Consider the following 16,780-nt stretch of genomic DNA (forward strand, 5'->3'; position numbering starts at 1 on the left):
CTTGCGTGCTTCGCGGGCGGCGATCATGGCGCTGTTGTCGGGCTGCTCAGCCGCTGTGCTGGCGGTCGTCTCCTGCTTGGCCTTGATGCGGGCCAGGGCTGCTGCGACCGGGTCTTCGCCTCCAGCTGCTGTCATGGCCTGGCGGCGCTGGGCTGCCGCCTCGGCGTGACGAGCCTCGCGGGCGGCTTTTTCCCGCTCGAACCGGGCCTGCTTGGCCTCGAAACGCTGTTTGGCACGCTCGGCTTTTTCTGCCTCGGCACGCGCCTCGCGAATATCATCCTTGGCAATCTTGTAGTACTGCACCAGCGGGATCTCGCTCGGGCAGACCCAGGCGCAAGCGCCGCACTCGATACAGTCGAACAGACTGAGCGCTTCTGCCTTGTCGTATTCTTTGGCGCGGCTGTACCAATAGAGCTCCTGGGGCAGCAAAGTGGCCGGGCAGGCATCGGCACAGGCGCTGCAACGGATGCAGGCTTGCTCGGGACCGGCGGGCGGCAGCTCGGCCCGGGTCGGGGAGAGCAGGCAGTTGGTGGCCTTGACCACGGGGACCATGGCGTGGGGCAGGGTGAAACCCATCATGGGGCCCCCCATGATGACCCGCTGGTCCGCCTCGGGTTGCAGCTCGAAACGCTGCAACAGCCAGCGCACTGGTGTGCCCAGCAGTACCCAGGCGTTGCCCGGCTTCTTGAAGGCATCGCCGGTGAGGGTGACGATGCGGGAGATGAGCGGCTCGCCGTCGAGGATGGCGCGCTTGATGGCGAACACGGTGGCCACGTTGAGTACCATGATGCCCATGTCCACCGCCCGGCCTCCCTTGGGTACCTGACGGCCGGTAAGCAGCTCTATGGTCTGCTTGGCACCGCCCGAGGGGTACTTGGTCGGCACCGTCTTGACCAGCACATCCTCATCGGTGGCGTGACGGGTCAGCTCGCCGATGGCGGCGGGTTTGTTGTCTTCCACCCCGATCAGGGTCAGCTTGGGCTTGAGCAGATGCTTGAGCACCCGGATGCCGTCCATGATTTCGTCGGCATACTCCTGCATCAGTCGATCGTCGGTGCTGATATAGGGTTCGCACTCCAGCCCGTTGACGATGAGGATCTCGGTCAGCTGACCGCGACCGTCCAGCTTGCTGTGGGTCGGGAACACGGCGCCGCCGAGGCCCGCAATGCCGGCCTGCTGGATGCGTTCCAGCAGCTCGCCCCGCTCCAGATTCCAGTAGTCGCTGCGGCCCTGCCGCTCACCCCAGGCATCTTCCCCATCCGGGGTGAGCGTGATGCAGAGATCATCGAGGCCGGAGGGGTGCGCTACCGTGTGGTGGCCGATGGCCGTGATGGTGCCCGAGGTGGAGGCGTGCACCGGCACGATGCGCCCCTTGTCGTAGCGGGTCAGCGGCTGACCTTTTTTGACCTTGTCGCCGACCTGTACCAGCAGATCGCCAGACGGACCTGCATGCTGGCGCACCGGAATGATGAGCTGGGGCGGCAGACCCGCGTCCACCACCGGGGTCAGGCTGGATTGGTGCTTGTTCTCGGGAGGGTGAATGCCGCCGTGAAAATCCCACAGAGTGCCGGCTTTGATGCGTTCGAGCAGATGCTGCATGGTTACTCCGCTGTTTATTCCACTATCTTGACCGGAATGGCGACCTTGGCCAGATCCCACTTCCAGTTGTCGACCGTGGTCGGCACCGGGACCATCTCGATACAGTCGGTCGGGCAGGGATCGACACAGAGATCGCAGCCGGTGCACTCGTCGGTGATGACGGTGTGCATCGCCTTGGTGGCACCGACGATGGCATCGACCGGACAGGCCTGGATGCACTTGGTGCAGCCAATGCATTGATCTTCATGGATGAAGGCGACTTTCTTGACCGGGATGGCGGTCTCTGCACTGCCCAGCGGTTGGGGTTCTACCCCCATCAGATCCGCTATCTTGCGCATGGCGGCATCGCCACCGGGCACACACTTGTTGATCTGATCGCCATTGGCCAGCGCCTCGGCATAAGGTTTGCAGCCAGGGTAGCCGCACTGGCCGCACTGGGTCTGTGGCAACAGGGCATCGAGCTGATCGACGATAGGATCGGCTTCTACATGAAACTTGACGGCGGCAAAGCCCAGAATGATGCCGAAGGCCAGGGCCAGCAAAGCCAACACCAGAACGGCAAAGAGTATGTGAGTCATAGCGCTATATCTTGATTAGGCCGGTAAAGCCCATAAAGGCCAGCGACATCAGGCCGGCGGTGATCATGGCAATCGACACCCCGCGAAACGGAGTGGGAACGTCAGCTGCCACCAAGCGTTCACGCATGGCGGCAAACAGTATCAGTACCAGCGAGAAGCCTGCCGCTGCGCCAAACCCGTAGATGATGCTCTGAAGGAAGTTGTGACGCTCGTTGATGCTCAGCAGCGCCACGCCCAGCACGGCACAGTTGGTGGTGATGAGCGGCAGGAAGATGCCAAGCAGGCGATAGAGGGTCGGGCTGCTCTTGCGGATAACCATCTCGGTGAACTGCACTACGACGGCGATCACAAGAATGAAAGCAAGGGTGCGCAGGTAGGCGATGTTCAGCGGGATCAGGATATAGTGTTCCATCAGATAGGAACTGGCGCTGGCCAGCGTCATCACGAAGGTGGTCGCCAGCCCCATGCCGACGGCGGTCTCCAGCTTGCCGGAGACGCCCATAAAGGGACACAGGCCGAGAAACTTCACCAGAACGAAGTTGTTAATCAGCACAGTACTGACCAATAAAAGCAGGTACTCAGTCATGGGAGATGGGTTATCCGGTTTGAAGGCGGCGGTATTATCTGATTTTAGGTCTCCTTAAACAACCGCAAGGCCGCATGGTTATTATTCAAATGGCCAATTTCATGGAGGAAATGTGCGCCCTTTACCCATTTTTACCCTGACCCTGGCAATGCTGCTCTGGTCCAGCTCCTTTATCGCCCTCAAGCACGTGTTGGGGATCTGGGGCTTCGGTCAGGTGCTGTTCATGCGCATGAGTGTGGCCGCGCTCTGCTGGCTGCTTTGTTACCGCTATCTGGGCAATTTCACCTATCAAAAGGGGGATTGGCGCTGGCTGGCCCTGATGGGGGGACTGGAGCCCTGCCTCTATTTCCTGCTGGAGGTGAATGCCCTGCGCTACACCAGTGCCGGGCAGGCGGGCATGGTTTGTGCCATGTTACCGCTCATCGTGGCCCTGGTTGCCTTTGTGCTGCTCAGGGAGCGGGTCAGTCGCCGCCAGTTGCTCGGGTTTGCCATCGCCATCGTCGGCATCGCCCTGCTGGGGCTGAGCAGCGGAGTGGACGAGTTTGCCCCCAACGCCCTGCTCGGTAATAGCCTGGAGATGGGGGCCATGCTGTGCGCCGCCACCTATTCAGTGGTATTCAAGAAGCTCTCCAGTCGTTACAGCGTGCTGACCCTGACCGCGTTGCAGGCGTTTATCGGTACCCTCTTCTTTGCCCCCTTCGCTTTCCGCGAGCCCTGGCCGACGGCCTGGGCCTGGCAGGACATGGTGGTCATCGTCTTCCTCGGTGCCTTTGTGACGCTCGGGGCCTACTTGCTTTACAACTGGTCGGTGACCCAGGTCAAGGTGACGCTGGCGGCGGCCTATGTGAACCTCATCCCGGTGTTTACCCTGTTGCTGGCTTATCTGCTGCTCGGTGAAACCCTGACGTCGCTGCAGTGGCTTGCCTGTGGCGCCGTTCTGCGGGGTATTGCTGTTGGGCAACTGCCTGCTCGGCGCAAGGTACGCGAGCCTGTTATCGCCGACAGCTGATCTGTCCCGCGCTACCGGGACGCGCTGGCGCTTTTGGCGGCCAGTTGCTGCACTTCGTCCGCCACCACGGCAAAGCCGCGCCCCGGGGCCAGCCCGGTTTTGGCCGTGCGGGGCCGTGAATCTGTTCATTTTCCCCGCAGTTCAACACATCAGAGCACCCTATCACGGCAAGATGAGGTATCTTATGCACCGATTTCATCCATTTAACGGATCCGAGACCCCCATATGATTATCAAACCCAAGGTTCGCGGCTTTATCTGCACCACCACTCACCCGGTTGGCTGTGAGGCCAATGTTCGTCGCCAGATCGCTTACACCCAAGAGCAGGGCATGATTGCCAATGGCCCCAAGCGGGTGCTGGTGATAGGCGCCTCCACCGGTTATGGTCTGGCCTCCCGGATTGCCACTGCCTTTGGTAGCGGCGCTGCCACCATTGGCGTCTTCTTCGAAAAGCCGAGCAGCGAGACCAAGACGGGCTCCGCCGGTTGGTACAACTCAGCCGCCTTCGACAAGGCCGCCAAAGAGGCGGGTTTGTATGCGAAAAGCGTCAACGGCGATGCCTTCTCCAACGAGTGCCGCGCCAAGGTGATCGAGCTCATCAAGGCCGATCTGGGTCAAATTGATCTGGTGGTCTACTCCCTGGCCTCACCAGTGCGCAAGATGCCACAAACCGGTGAAGTCGTGCGTTCTGCCCTCAAACCGATCGGTGAGGTCTATACCACCACCGCCATCGATACCAACAAGGATCAGATCATCACCGCCACCGTCGAGCCGGCGAACGAGGAAGAGATCCAGAACACCATCACCGTCATGGGCGGTCAGGATTGGGAGCTGTGGATGGCGGCCCTGCGTGACGCGGGTGTGCTGGCCGACGGCGCCAAGTCCGTCGCTTACTCCTACATCGGCACCGATCTGACCTGGCCCATCTACTGGCATGGCACTCTGGGCCGCGCCAAGGAAGATCTGGACCGCGCCGCTACCGCCATCCGTGGCGATCTGGCTGCCAAGGGCGGCACCGCCCACGTGGCCGTGCTGAAATCCGTGGTGACCCAGGCCTCTTCCGCCATTCCGGTGATGCCGCTCTATATCTCCATGGCCTTCAAGATCATGAAAGAGAAGGGCATTCACGAGGGCTGCATGGAGCAGGTGGATCGCATGATGCGCACCCGTCTCTATGGGGAGGCGTTGGTACTGGACGAGCAGGCCCGCATCCGTATGGATGACTGGGAACTGCGTGATGACGTGCAGCAGACCTGCCGCGATCTGTGGCCCTCCATCACCAGCGAGAATCTCTCCGATCTGACCGACTACACCGGCTACAAGCAGGAGTTCCTGCGCCTGTTCGGTTTCGGTCTGGCCGAGGTGGATTACGAGGCGGATGTCAACCCGGACGTGACATTCGACGTGGTCGAGCTCTGATCCTGACGCAAGCGAAAACAGGGCCCCCTCTTTGGAAAAAGAGGGGGCTTTTTTTATCAACGCAATGGTGTGGCGGTGGCGTGGTTGCCTCGCACTATGGTCGTGAGAGGGATAGCGCCACATTGGTTGCCATCATCATGGCGCGCAAGATGAAAAAGGCTCCAAAGGAGCCTTTTTGTTGCGATGCGTTGTGCTTACTGCTTGTAACCCTTGAGGAAGCGGGCGAGGCGGCCAATGGCCTCTTCCAGCTCCTCTTCACGGGGCAGGAACACCAGCCGGAAGTGATCCGGCGCCGGCCAGTTGAAGCCGGTGCCCTGCACCAGCAGCAGTTTCTCTTGCTGCAGCAGGTCGAACACCATCTTCTGGTCATCGCGAATGTCATACACCTTGGGATCCAGGCGCGGGAACATGTAGAGCGCCCCCTTGGGCTTGACGCAGGAGACCCCGGGGATCTCGTTGAGCAGCTCCCACGCCTTGTCGCGCTGACGGCGCAGGCGGCCGCCCGGCAGGATCAGCTCGTTGATGCTCTGGTAGCCACCGAGCGCGGTCTGGATGGCGTGCTGCATCGGCACGTTGGCACACAGCCGCATGGAGGCCAGCATCTCCAGCCCCTCGATATACCCCTTGGCACGGCCCTTGGGACCGGTAATGACCATCCAGCCCTGACGGAAGCCACAGGCACGGTAGGCCTTGGAGAGGCCGTTGAAGGTCACCACCATCACATCGTCACACAGGGTGCAGACGCTGGTGTGAGAGATGTCGTCGTAGAGGATCTTGTCATAGATCTCGTCGGCGAAAATGATGAGGTTGTGCTGGCGGGCGATCTCGATGACCTCCAGCAGAAACTCGCTGCCGTAGACGGCGCCGGTCGGGTTGTTGGGGTTGATCAGCACCAGGCCGCGGGTGCGCGGCGTGATACGGGCGCGGATATCGTCGAGATCCGGATACCAGTCGGCGCCTTCGTCGCAGCGATAGTGCACCGCATGGCCACCGGAGAGGGTGACGGCGGCAGTCCAGAGCGGGTAGTCGGGGGAGGGCACCAGCATCTCGTCGCCGTTGTTGAGCAGCGCCTGCATCGCCATCACGATCAGTTCGCTCGCGCCATTGCCGATGTAGATATCATCGATATCGACCTTGCGCATCCCTTTTTGCTGGTAGTACTGCATCACCGCCTTGCGGGCCGAGAAGAGCCCCTTGGAATCGCAGTAGCCCTGACTCAGCGGCATGTTGAGGATCACATCCTTGATGATCTCTTCCGGCGCATCGAAACCGAACGGGGCCGGGTTGCCGATATTGAGCTTGATAATGCGGTGGCCTTCGTCTTCGAGACGGCGAGCCTCTTTATGCACCGGGCCGCGAATGTCATAGCAGACATCGTCGAGCTTGTGCGACTTGTCGATAGTGAACATGGTGAGTGTGCTTCCTTCCCCGTGGGGACGCGTTGGCGAAAAAGGCGATTTTTAGTATCAAATTTCTTTTCCTCTATTCTTCACAGAATTGAATGCTAGAACAATCTTATTATTAGTAGAATTCCCTGATTTTTAGCCTTCAAACAGGGTTGCTGAAACGTTAAATTCAGCACAATCGTTTGTGTGAGCCGAGGTTCACTAGTGAAAGATGAGGGGCTGATTAACAAAGTTGCCCAACTGTGTTGAAATATTCGCATCCAATGGCACGATTGGCTTGCGATAAAAAGTCGTGGCTTGTCTCCTGTGTGGCGCCTTGGCGCGTCGTTGATGGGCCCATTGTGGTCATCTGTTGAGGTATTTCCATGCACGCACCCGCGCCCGGCCGTTATCGCCACTTCAAGGGAGGGTTTTATCAGGTGCTCACCCTGGCCCTGCACACCGAAACCCGGGAGCCGCTGGTGATCTATCAATCCGAGCAGGATGGGGTTGTCTATGCCCGTCCTGTCGCCCTGTTCATGGAGTGGATCGAGCATCAGGGGCAGGTGGTGAGCCGCTTCACCCCGACCGAGGGCTAAACGGCGGTTTGCACCATCAAAAAAGGCGCCATCAGGCGCCTTTTTCCCATGTGGGGGAGCTTACTGGTAGAGACCCAGGTTCTCTTTGGCATAGGCTTCGAAATCGGTGCAGCCACCAAGGTGCTGCTCGTCCAGGAAGATTTGCGGCACTGTATTGACCGGCTTGCCGGCGCTCTTGGCCAGATCTTCTTTGGTGATGCCTTCGGCGTGGATGTCCACGTAGCGGAATTTGAAGTCATCGCGCTGCTCGGTCAGCTGCTCGGCGACCTGTACGGCACGGACACAGTAGGGGCAACCCGGGCGACCAAAAATCACTGCAAACATATTTATTCTCCGTTCTTTAAGCCGTTTTTGTATGGCCGTTGATATGAGGCCGGCAACAGCATAGCCATGCCTCGTGGCGACTTGAAGCCGAAATTATCGATACCGTGATTCGAGTGGGCCTATTACCGCATCGCGGGTCGGCGATATGGCGATGGTTGCCACCCGATTCTCAGCCGCTCACTGCGGCTCGGCAATCTGGATCGGCTGCTGTTGATAGATGCTCTCAAGCACCCCTTTCTCGAACACTGTCCATGGCCAGGCGGCCTTGCTGGCACGGTAGCGCTCGTGGGTGGCGGGATCCTGCGACAGGCCGCGCTGGAACATCACGAAGGCCTTGCGCTGACCCCCGGCTGTATCGATGAAGCCGGCCAGATTGGAGGTGCCGGTGATGGTGCCGGTTTTGGCATGCACCTTGTTTTTCATCATGGGGGCGGTGACACTGCGCCGCCAAGCCAAGGTGCCATCCACCTGAGAGCTGGGCAGCAACTTGATGAGACCGAGTTCGGCATCGTTTTTCTGGATGAAGTTGAGCACTGACAGCATCTGGCGGGCGCTGATGAGGTTGTGGGCCGAGAGCCCCGAGCCGTCGGCCAGGGTGGCGTTGCCCAGATCGATACCGTTTTTGGTCAGGATGGCACGCACTGCCATGGTGCCGCTGCGATAGCTGCCCGGCTTGTTGTAGTAGTGACGGCCCACGGTTTTGAGGAAGGTGTCGGCGTAGAGGTTGTCCGACTTTTTCAGCATCTTGGAGAGCATGATGGGCAATGAGACCGAATAGTGGGTGCCCAGCGTCTCGGCGCCGATCGGTGCCTTGTGGGTCACTCGCAGCAGCCCCTCGTGCTTGATGCCGGCCCGGTTCATCGCCCAGCGGATGTTGTCCCAGCCCCAGGCTTCCACGTCATGGATGGCGAAACGCAGACCCTGAGGCTCCTTGTTCGGGGTAATACAGCCCTTGAGCTCGTAGAAGTTGCCCTTGGCCATGTCCACTTCCAGCGCGCAGAACTGGCGCGCCATGTCGCCGTAGCTCATCACTTCTACGTTGTCGGTACCGATGCCGATGGCCACGCCGGTGGCCACATTGCCGGTGGCGGGTTTGCCAATCTGGGTAGCGGTGATGGTGCCATAGGCGCAGTTTTTGTCGATGATGACCGACGATACAGGGGCAGCGAAGCAGAGGGTCTGATCTCCCCACGACCAGCCGTTGCCGCGCTCGTAGCCGTTGTAGGCGCCGGTGTTGACGTAGACATTGCCCTTGATGCGGGTGACGCCGAGCTGTTTGAACAGCGCCAGCAGGTCCATTCGGGAGAGGGTGGGATCGCCGACGAAGTTGATCCAGATGTCGCCGTTGATAGCGTCACCCTGTTTGGCGCCCGGCTGGGCCTGAATGTCGGTGGCAAAGCGAAAATCTGCCCCGAGCTCGAGGCGGGCGGCCAATGCGGTAAGCACCTTCATGGTGGAGGCGGGGGCGATCATCTGATCCGCATGACGGGCAAACTCAACGCCGTTATTGCCCTGCACTATGATGGCGTACTGGCCACCCTGAGGGGGCGTCAGCGGGGCGGCCTGAGCCGCCAGAGAAAAGAGAGCACAAAAACCAATCAACAGCCGCTGCATAAGATCCTCTAACGTGACGAAGGGTGTCGGCAGTGCGATGCCGACCCTGATAATTCAACCTTGTGTTACCCGTCGATGCGAAATCGACGGGAGTAACGCAATTCATGCTATTTATGCCGGTCGCCAGTGACTATCACGCCATCGAGTTGGCGGTGCGATAGCGGCCGTCATAATCAAAAATCTTCTCTTTTATCTGCCAAAAACGGCCCGATTTACGGGCGATGACAAAATCCGGATGACGGAACTGACTTTGCGCGGCCAGCACGCTCGCCAGGGTGGTGAATTCGGGCTCCAGCCCCGGGGCGGGCCAATGATGACGCACAAAGCGCTGTTGAAACAAGCGTTGTGCGCCCGGGGAGTGAAAACCGAAGTATTCACTCAGGGTCAGACCATCCTCATCGTGGTAGGTCACCTCCAGCCGTTCCCCCTGTTTGCCGCGCCCTGCGGTGAGGGTCAGCCCCGCGCAGCGAATGACCATGCAATCCTTGAGATTGAGGGCTTCTTTCAGCTTGTCGTCCGGATCCACCAGTAGCTGATCGCAGCTTTGGCAGCGGCGGGCGGCGATGTCGTTTTCGGCGCCGCAGGCGGGGCAAATTTTTGACCGAAAGCGGTAGTCGCACTCCTCGCGGTTGCCCTCATCATCTTCAAACAAGCCCTGACAGCGGCGACCGTAGTGCTCAATCACCTTGCCATCCTCATCGGTTTTACCCCAGAAGGTGTTGGCAAAGCCGCAGGCGGGGCAGGGCACCTGCACCGGCTCGGTGCCGGCGTGAGGCCTGGGCTCCCCCACCTCGGGGGCAAACAGATTGAAGTTGTTGCCCGCATAGTCGAGCACCAGACAATCGCTCTTGTCCGGCGAGAGGCGCAGGCCGCGGCCGACGATCTGTTGATAGAGCGAGACCGACTCGGTAGGCCGCAGCATGACGATGAGATCCACGTGGGGAGCATCGAAGCCGGTGGTGAGCACGGCCACATTGACCAAAAACTTGAGCTCTCGCGCCTTGAAGGCATGGATCAGGGCGTTGCGCTCCGGGCCCGGCGTCTCGCCGGTGATCAGGGCCGCTTGCTCCCCTTTGGCTCCGAGCAGGCCGTGGACTTCGCTGGCATGCTCGACGGTGGCGGCGAAGATCATCACCCCTTGCCGGTCGGTGGCGTATTCCAGCACCTGGCTCAGGATATGAGGGGTAACCCGCTGCTGGCGTTTGAGCTCGCCATTGAGATCCGCCTCGCTGAACAGGCCGTTCTCCCGCGCCACCAGCTTGCTGAAGTCGTAGTGGACGATGGGGGCATCGACGAGACGGGGTGGCGTCAGGTAGCCGTTTTTCACCATGAAGCGCAGGGGCAGCTCGAACACGCAGTCGCCAAACAGTCGCTCGCCGTGACTCTTCACCATGCCATGGTAGTGGCGCCGGTAGATCCAGCCCAGCCCCAGCCGATAGGGGGTGGCGGTGAGACCCAGAATTTTGAGGGCCGGATTGGCGGCCTTGAGATGCTCGATCACCTGATGGTACTGGCTGTCGTCATCCAGCGAAACCCGATGACACTCGTCGATGATGAGCAGCGAGAAAGCGCCGTCGAAGGCCGCCAGATTGCGGGCGACCGACTGCACCGAGCCAAACACCACCTGCGCGCTCGCCTCCTTGCGATCCAGCCCGGCGGCGAAGATATCGGCCTTGAGCCCCCACGCCTCGTACTTGGCGTGGTTCTGCTCCACCAGCTCCTTGACGTGGGCCAGCACCAGCACGCGGCCACGGGCCTTGCGGGCCAGCTCGGCGATCACCAGACTCTTGCCGGCACCGGTGGGCAGCACTACCACGGCGGGATCCGGGTGCTTGCGAAAGTGGCTGATCACGGCATTGACGGCGTCGGTTTGATAGGGTCTGAGAACGAACATGGGGAACGGCTGTGGTGCAGGATGGCGCCATTATAGGGGTCTTGGCGCCACAAAAATAGCGGGCCGGCATGATGCCGGCCCGCTGGGAGGGATTGTGCTGATTAATGGAACGGGAAGATATAGTTCATCCAGCTCGCCATGCGCAGCAGTATTTTCCGCATCACGGAGACATGGTGGAAGTAGTGGGTGTAGACAGCGGCCTGCCCACTGGAGCCTGCAATCACCTGATACTTGGCCCACTCGGGGTCAGTGATGGAGATGACCACCGGCAGCCGACCCGGACGCACTGCCGTGCTCTGATCCAGTAGTCCCAGGTTGGCCTGTACGTTACCGGCGGCAATGGCCGGAACCACTGCCGTCACCTTGCCCTTGAAGATCTTGCCGGGCACGCCATCGATCACCACTTCCGCCTCGTCGCCGATGGCCAGACGCTGCATGCTGTTCTGCCAGAACCAGCCCACATAGGCGGTATCGTTCTGGTGGATGAAGGTCATCACCGGACGGTACATGAAGGGGGTGGCGATCATGCCGGGGCGCAGGGCCAGTTGTACCACATGGCCATCACTCGGGGCATAGACCACGGTTTGGGCCAGCTGATACTTGGCTTCCAGCAGCTGGGCTTGCAGATCGTTCAGGGTGGCTTTCTGCTGGTCAATCTGGGCCACGATATCGTCTACGTTGGCCTGGCTGACATCCAAATCTCGCTGTTTGCCTACATTGCGTTGCATCAGCTCTTTGGCGCGATCCCGATCCAGCTTGGCTGAGCGCAGTCTCGCCTCAATGGACTTGAGGTGCTCGCGGTTGGATTCGACCCGTGCGGTAAGGCTCTCCACTTTCAGGCGAAACGGCTCGTCATCGATGCGAAACAGCACATCCCCTTTTTTCACCGGCTGGTTGGCCTGCACCGGAACCTCAACGACCCTGCCCTTGACCAGCGGCACTATGGGGGTGGAGACGTAGTAGTTGCGCGCCATCTCGGAGTAGGGGTGGTTGTAGTTCATCAGCATGATCAGGGTGCCGATGAGCACCACGCCACCCAGTGCTGCGGTGGGGACGGTCCACTTGTTGAGCGGAATGCGGAAAATCTTGAACACGGCCACGCACAGTGCTGTGTAGGTCAGGATCAGTAGCAGGTCCATGATTTATCCCTGTTGTTCAGTCTGTTCGATGGTATGGATGCGCGTTTTGAGATCGGTTAGCTCCTGCTTGAGCAGTTGTATCTCGTCCTCATCTTGCTGAAGGCGCTGGTTGAAGCCCCATCCCCGCTCGGGGCGATAGAGGGTGGCCCAGATCCAGAGGAATGGCCAGAGTACATGCAGGGTAAACAGACTGACCCAACCTGCAACGTGAATGGCATCCTGATGAGGGTGCTGGCGGTGTTTGGCTATTTCATAAGGAATATCGTGGATCACGATGACTCCGTAAAAAATGACCAGCCCGACAAAGATGAGCAGGCCAAGGGCAAAATAATCAAGGAACATGGGGGTCTCCAGAGGTTTGATATACAACCAATCATTGGATTCCATTTTTTATAAAGCAATGGGGAATCACACGTTTATCGGTTTTGAGGACGGCATCTTAAGCAACATTGTTGTACTGGAGCTTAAGTGAGTCTGAAGTCGTCAAACAGTATGGTGTGCCATACGTCGCAAGTCCAAAAAAGTCCTATCGATGACAATGACTTACTGGAGAAGTATGACACCACTGGCGTGAAATGAGTAATGAAAAGGGAGCCTAAATGGCTCCCTTTGTTTCAGTGTTTGAATCGGTCAACGTTAGCTGGTGCTGCTCACCAGTGCCGGTCTGAATTTCACCAGGAAGGCCACCGTCGTCACCAGGGTGCATATGAGGCCTATGATGGTGGAGATGCCCATTTCCAACCCGAAGCCTATGGGGGCGTTGGCCAGATAGGTAAACACCACGGCGGTCATAAACATGGCAGGGATGGTGCAGACCCAGTGCAGCTTGCCTTCTTTGGCCAGATAGGCCGCCGCAGTCCACAGCATGATGACGGCCGTGGTCTGGTTGGCCCAGCCAAAGTAGCGCCAGATCACCCCGAACTCGGCCTTGGAGATGATGAAACCAAGGATGAACATGGGGATGGCGATCAGCAGACGCTTGACCAGCGGCCTCTGGGTCATCTTGAGGAAGTCCGCCACGATCAGGCGAGCACTGCGAAACGCGGTATCGCCAGAGGTGATGGGCAGGATCACCACGCCGAGGATGGCGAGGATGCCGCCCACGGTGCCGAGCAGGCTGGTGGAGACTTCATGTACCACAGCCGCCGGGCCGCCGTTGGCCATGGTGGCGTTGAGCGCTTCGGTGCTGTCGTAGAAGGAGAGACCCAGGGTACACCAGATGAGAGCGATGATCCCTTCACCGATCATTGCGCCGTAGAAGATGAAGCGACCGGACTTTTCGTTCTGCATGCAGCGAGCCATCAGCGGTGACTGGGTGGCGTGAAAGCCCGATACCGCGCCACAGGCGATGGTGATGAACAGCAGCGGCCACAGCGGCAACTCGGTCGGGTGCAGGTTGGAGAAGTCCATCCCTGTGTTGTAGAAGCCTTTGCCGGAGACAATCAGACCAATGATAAGGCCGACTGACATGAACACCAGCAGGGCGCCGAAGATGGGGTAGAAGCGGCCGATGATCTTGTCGATAGGGACTATGGTCGCCAGGATGTAGTAGGCAAAAATCGCCACAATCCAGTAGACCATATCGGTGGAGGTGAGGTTGGCGAGCAAGCCTGCCGGGCTCAGCACGAACACCACGCCAACCAGCATCAGCAGTACCACGGCAAACAGGTTCATGAAGTGCTTGGCGACGGTGCCCAGATGCTCGCCGACCACGGTTGGTACCGAAGCGCCCTTGGCGCGCACCGACAGCATGCCGGAGAAGTAGTCGTGTACTGCGCCGGCGAAGATGCAGCCAAACACGATCCACAGCATGGCGACCGGGCCGTAGAGGGCACCGAGGATGGGACCGAAGATGGGGCCGACGCCTGCGATGTTAAGCAGTTGTACCAGATAGACTTTTTTGTCCGACATGGGGACATAGTCCACCCCGTCAGCCATGGTGATGGCGGGGGTGGCGCGCTCGGGTTTCGGGCCGAATATCCGCTCGATGAATTTGCCATATATGAAATAGCCGGCGACAAGTAGGCCGACACATAGGAAGAACCAGATCATTACTACGCTCCTGCATTGTTATTTTTTAGTATGCGTCGCGAGTTTAAAACGCTTGCTTCTCTCTGGCAGGCGAAACCTCCCGAGTGGCGCTTTGGCGCGCCGAGTGGTCAGCGGCTGTGATCAGGCGCACATTCCCTGGGTCAGTCCAGCCCCAGTTGATCCTTTAGCTCCTTGAGATAGCGACGGCTGACCGGCACCCGGGCGCCGCTCGGCGTGAGGATCTCTGCCAGCTGGTTATCCAGCAGCCGGATCTCGAAGATGGCCTTGGGGGAGACCAGGTACTGGCGGTGGCAACGCAACAGGAGGCTCTTCTCCTCCAGGGATTTGAGGGTGAGCTGGGTGTGGAACAGCTCCCCCTGACAAGCCACGTGGACGCCGCCGAGATCGGAAAAGGCATACTCCACCTGAGCGATCGGCAGCAGCCGTACCCGATTGTGCAGATAGCCCGGAATGTGTTCTATGGTGGGGGCCAGCCGCTCGACCGGCTGCGGGGAGATATCCTGCTTGAGGCGAGCCAGCGTCTTGGCCAGCCGTGCCGGTTCCACCGGTTTGAGCAGGTAGTCGAAGGCGTTCTCCTCAAATGCCTGAATGGCATACTCGTCGAAGGCGGTGACAAACACGATGCGGGGCAGGGGATCGAGCATGGCTACCAGTTCCATGCCGCTCAGCTTGGGCATCTGGATGTCGAGAAACACCACATCCGGTTTGAGCCGCTGGATCAGTGGCAGCGCCTCGATGGCGTTGGCCGCTTCACCGACTATCTCGATGGCGGGATCGCTGGCAAGGTGCAGTTTCAGCTCCTCGCGGGCGTAATGTTCGTCATCAACAATCAGGGTGCGGATCATGGTTGCTCCTTGGGGATGGTGAACGAAACCCGGGTCCACTGCTCCGGCTCGCACGCAATGGTCACGCCGTAGCGTTCGCCAAAGGCGCTCTTGAGCCGTCGGTCGACGATGGTCATGCCAAGACCGTCACCGGCGGGCCGTTCTTGCCAGGCGCCGGCGTTGTCTTCCACATGGATGGTGACACTGGTGGGATGTTCCTCGGTATAGAGGCGAATGCGCCCCTGTTCCAGCAGTGTCGAGATGCCGTGCTTGATGGCATTTTCGATCAGCGGCTGCAGGGTGAAGCTTGGCAGGCGCAAGGTGGCCAGGTGGAGCGGGATCTCGTTGACCACCGTCAATCGGTCGCCAAAACGGGCTAGCTCGATCTCCAGATAAGACTGGCAGTGCTCCTGCTCCTCCTGCAGGGTGGCCAGCCCGCTCTGGCGCTTGAGGTTCTTGCGAAAGAACAGCGACAGGTGCAGCAGCAGATCCCGCGCCTTGTCGGGATCGCGCCGGGTGATGGCACTGATGGTATTGAGGGTGTTGAACAAAAAATGGGGGTTGATCTGGGCCTGGATCAGCTTGAGCTCCGATTGCACCAGCAGCCGCTGATGCTGCTCCAGCCGACCAGCCAGCAGTTGCTGTGACAGCAGGTTGGCGATCCCTTCCCCCAGGGTGTGGTTGATCTTGAGAAACAGCCGTTTCTTCGGCTCATACAGCTTGATGGTGCCGATCACCCCCTTGTCCCCCTGCAGCGGGATCACGAGCACAGAGCCCAGCTGGCAAGCAGGCGAGAGGCTGCAGCGATAGGGCTGGCTGTTGCCATCGGCAAACAGCACCTTGTTGTGCGTGATGGCCTTCATGGTGGTGGCTGACGCGATGGGCGTACCTGGCAGATGGTGATCTTCTCCGATGCCGATAAAAGCGAGGATCTTGTCAGTATCCGTGATGGCGACCGCACCTACGCCGGTCTCCTCCTGAATGATGCGGGCAATCTTGCGGCTCGCCTCCGGGGTAAAGCCCTGGCTCATGATGCCGACCGTGCGATTGGCGATATTGAGCGCTTTGGCGGAGAAGACCCGGGAGAATTTTTCATACATCCGCTGCTGGTCGCGGATCATGCTGATAAAGAGCGCGGCACCGCAGGAGTTGGCCAGGATCATGGGGGTGGCGATGGTGCGCACCAGCAGCAGAGCCTGTTCGAACGGGGTGGCCACCAGCAGGATGATCAGCATCTGCATGATCTCGGCATAGAGGGTGGTAAAGAAGGCGATACGCGGTTCAAACAGGGCATCTGTCCGCCCGGAGCGCATCAGCCGCCAGTGCACCAGCCCCCCCAGCAAGCCCTCGAGGGTGGTGGAGATGGCGCAGGCGAGATCGGTAAATCCCCCTAGCGTGTAGCGGTGCAGGCCACCGGTCAGCCCTACCAGAAAGCCCACCAGCGGGCCCCCCAGCAGCCCCCCCAATACGGCGCCGACCGCCCGGGTGTTGGCGATGGCATCATCGATATCGAGCCCGACATAGGTGCCGAGGATGCAAAAGCTGGAAAAAATAATGTATATCAGTATCTTGTGAGGAAGTCTGACGGAATAGTTGGCCAGGGGACGCAGCAGCGGACTCTTGGAGAAGAGATAGGCGATCACCAGACTGACGCTCATCTGTTGAAGCAGGGAGAGGACCAACTGCATAAAAAACGTTCCTCAGAGTCCGTGCCGAAAAAAGCGGCAGTCATGAATAAGTGTGATCAGGATCTTGTTC

Annotated in this window: 15 protein-coding genes; 3 read left to right on the top strand and 12 right to left on the bottom strand. The window is 59.6% G+C overall.

Annotation, left to right across the window (positions count from 1 at the left end):
* The 3 genes from rsxC to rsxA all read right to left on the bottom strand — a co-directional run.
* Positions 1-1,599 (bottom strand): electron transport complex subunit RsxC (rsxC, locus tag AAC083_RS07840; protein WP_108536258.1); only part of this gene is annotated, 1,599 nt, incomplete at its 3' end.
* A gap of 14 nt (positions 1,600-1,613) precedes the next feature.
* A complete protein-coding gene (gene rsxB, locus AAC083_RS07845) occupies positions 1,614-2,177 on the bottom strand; it encodes an electron transport complex subunit RsxB (RefSeq protein WP_042036721.1) in 564 nt (187 codons plus the stop codon).
* Between the two features lie 4 nt (positions 2,178-2,181).
* The gene (gene rsxA, locus AAC083_RS07850; protein ID WP_042036724.1) at positions 2,182-2,763 is read right to left on the bottom strand and encodes an electron transport complex subunit RsxA; all 582 of its coding nucleotides are present in this window, start codon (positions 2,761-2,763) and stop codon (positions 2,182-2,184) included.
* Positions 2,764-2,875: 112 nt separating this feature from the next.
* Between rsxA and AAC083_RS07855 the strand changes: the two genes are divergently transcribed.
* Together AAC083_RS07855 and fabV are read left to right on the top strand one after the other, a co-directional pair.
* Positions 2,876-3,772, top strand: a complete 897-nt coding sequence (locus AAC083_RS07855; RefSeq protein WP_108536259.1) for a DMT family transporter — start codon at positions 2,876-2,878, stop codon at positions 3,770-3,772.
* Between the two features lie 225 nt (positions 3,773-3,997).
* Positions 3,998-5,191: an enoyl-ACP reductase FabV gene (gene fabV / locus AAC083_RS07860; RefSeq protein WP_108536260.1), complete on the top strand. Its 1,194-nt coding sequence runs from the start codon at positions 3,998-4,000 to the stop codon at positions 5,189-5,191.
* A gap of 194 nt (positions 5,192-5,385) precedes the next feature.
* On the opposite strand, the gene AAC083_RS07865 is transcribed toward fabV, so the two are convergent.
* Entirely contained in the window at positions 5,386-6,600 is a 1,215-nt protein-coding gene (locus AAC083_RS07865) for a pyridoxal phosphate-dependent aminotransferase (RefSeq protein ID WP_029300366.1), read from the bottom strand.
* 362 nt (positions 6,601-6,962) lie between these two features.
* Between AAC083_RS07865 and AAC083_RS07870 the strand changes: the two genes are divergently transcribed.
* The gene (locus tag AAC083_RS07870; protein WP_108536261.1) at positions 6,963-7,175 is read left to right on the top strand and encodes a DUF1653 domain-containing protein; all 213 of its coding nucleotides are present in this window, start codon (positions 6,963-6,965) and stop codon (positions 7,173-7,175) included.
* A gap of 60 nt (positions 7,176-7,235) precedes the next feature.
* On the opposite strand, the gene AAC083_RS07875 is transcribed toward AAC083_RS07870, so the two are convergent.
* From AAC083_RS07875 to AAC083_RS07910, 8 genes are all read right to left on the bottom strand, one after another.
* The gene (locus tag AAC083_RS07875) at positions 7,236-7,499 is read right to left on the bottom strand and encodes a GrxA family glutaredoxin (RefSeq protein WP_042036732.1); all 264 of its coding nucleotides are present in this window, start codon (positions 7,497-7,499) and stop codon (positions 7,236-7,238) included.
* Positions 7,500-7,676: 177 nt separating this feature from the next.
* Complete coding sequence (dacB, locus tag AAC083_RS07880) at positions 7,677-9,113, bottom strand: D-alanyl-D-alanine carboxypeptidase/D-alanyl-D-alanine endopeptidase (RefSeq protein WP_108536262.1); 1,437 nt, start codon at positions 9,111-9,113, stop codon at positions 7,677-7,679.
* 133 nt (positions 9,114-9,246) lie between these two features.
* Positions 9,247-11,007, bottom strand: a complete 1,761-nt coding sequence (locus AAC083_RS07885) for a DEAD/DEAH box helicase (RefSeq protein ID WP_108536263.1) — start codon at positions 11,005-11,007, stop codon at positions 9,247-9,249.
* Positions 11,008-11,108: 101 nt separating this feature from the next.
* Positions 11,109-12,146: an HlyD family secretion protein gene (locus AAC083_RS07890; protein WP_108536264.1), complete on the bottom strand. Its 1,038-nt coding sequence runs from the start codon at positions 12,144-12,146 to the stop codon at positions 11,109-11,111.
* 3 nt (positions 12,147-12,149) lie between these two features.
* Positions 12,150-12,488, bottom strand: a complete 339-nt coding sequence (locus tag AAC083_RS07895) for a DUF3302 domain-containing protein (RefSeq protein ID WP_042036741.1) — start codon at positions 12,486-12,488, stop codon at positions 12,150-12,152.
* Between the two features lie 294 nt (positions 12,489-12,782).
* Positions 12,783-14,198, bottom strand: coding sequence for a carbon starvation CstA family protein (locus AAC083_RS07900; protein WP_042036743.1), 1,416 nt, complete (start codon positions 14,196-14,198; stop codon positions 12,783-12,785).
* Between the two features lie 140 nt (positions 14,199-14,338).
* The gene (btsR, locus tag AAC083_RS07905) at positions 14,339-15,043 is read right to left on the bottom strand and encodes a two-component system response regulator BtsR (RefSeq protein WP_108536265.1); all 705 of its coding nucleotides are present in this window, start codon (positions 15,041-15,043) and stop codon (positions 14,339-14,341) included.
* Complete coding sequence (locus AAC083_RS07910; protein ID WP_108536266.1) at positions 15,040-16,710, bottom strand: sensor histidine kinase; 1,671 nt, start codon at positions 16,708-16,710, stop codon at positions 15,040-15,042. The genes btsR and AAC083_RS07910 overlap by 4 nt, the downstream gene beginning before the upstream one ends.
* Positions 16,711-16,780 lie beyond the last annotated feature (70 nt).

The organism is Aeromonas sp. HMWF014 (assembly GCF_963878295.1).
Lineage (GTDB): Bacteria > Pseudomonadota > Gammaproteobacteria > Enterobacterales > Aeromonadaceae > Aeromonas > Aeromonas popoffii.

Bases quoted from the DNA above. Each gene is read 5' to 3' on its own strand.
- rsxA (WP_042036724.1), bottom strand. From the start codon at position 2,763: ATGACTGAGTACCTGCTTTTATTGGTCAGTACTGTGCTGATTAACAAC.
- btsR (WP_108536265.1), bottom strand. From the start codon at position 15,043: ATGATCCGCACCCTGATTGTTGATGACGAACATTACGCCCGCGAGGAG.
- rsxB (WP_042036721.1), bottom strand. From the start codon at position 2,177: ATGACTCACATACTCTTTGCCGTTCTGGTGTTGGCTTTGCTGGCCCTG.
- AAC083_RS07895 (WP_042036741.1), bottom strand. From the start codon at position 12,488: ATGTTCCTTGATTATTTTGCCCTTGGCCTGCTCATCTTTGTCGGGCTG.
- AAC083_RS07890 (WP_108536264.1), bottom strand. From the start codon at position 12,146: ATGGACCTGCTACTGATCCTGACCTACACAGCACTGTGCGTGGCCGTG.
- fabV (WP_108536260.1), top strand. From the start codon at position 3,998: ATGATTATCAAACCCAAGGTTCGCGGCTTTATCTGCACCACCACTCAC.
- AAC083_RS07910 (WP_108536266.1), bottom strand. From the start codon at position 16,710: ATGCAGTTGGTCCTCTCCCTGCTTCAACAGATGAGCGTCAGTCTGGTG.
- AAC083_RS07870 (WP_108536261.1), top strand. From the start codon at position 6,963: ATGCACGCACCCGCGCCCGGCCGTTATCGCCACTTCAAGGGAGGGTTT.
- AAC083_RS07885 (WP_108536263.1), bottom strand. From the start codon at position 11,007: ATGTTCGTTCTCAGACCCTATCAAACCGACGCCGTCAATGCCGTGATC.
- AAC083_RS07900 (WP_042036743.1), bottom strand. From the start codon at position 14,198: ATGATCTGGTTCTTCCTATGTGTCGGCCTACTTGTCGCCGGCTATTTC.
- AAC083_RS07875 (WP_042036732.1), bottom strand. From the start codon at position 7,499: ATGTTTGCAGTGATTTTTGGTCGCCCGGGTTGCCCCTACTGTGTCCGT.
- dacB (WP_108536262.1), bottom strand. From the start codon at position 9,113: ATGCAGCGGCTGTTGATTGGTTTTTGTGCTCTCTTTTCTCTGGCGGCT.
- AAC083_RS07865 (WP_029300366.1), bottom strand. From the start codon at position 6,600: ATGTTCACTATCGACAAGTCGCACAAGCTCGACGATGTCTGCTATGAC.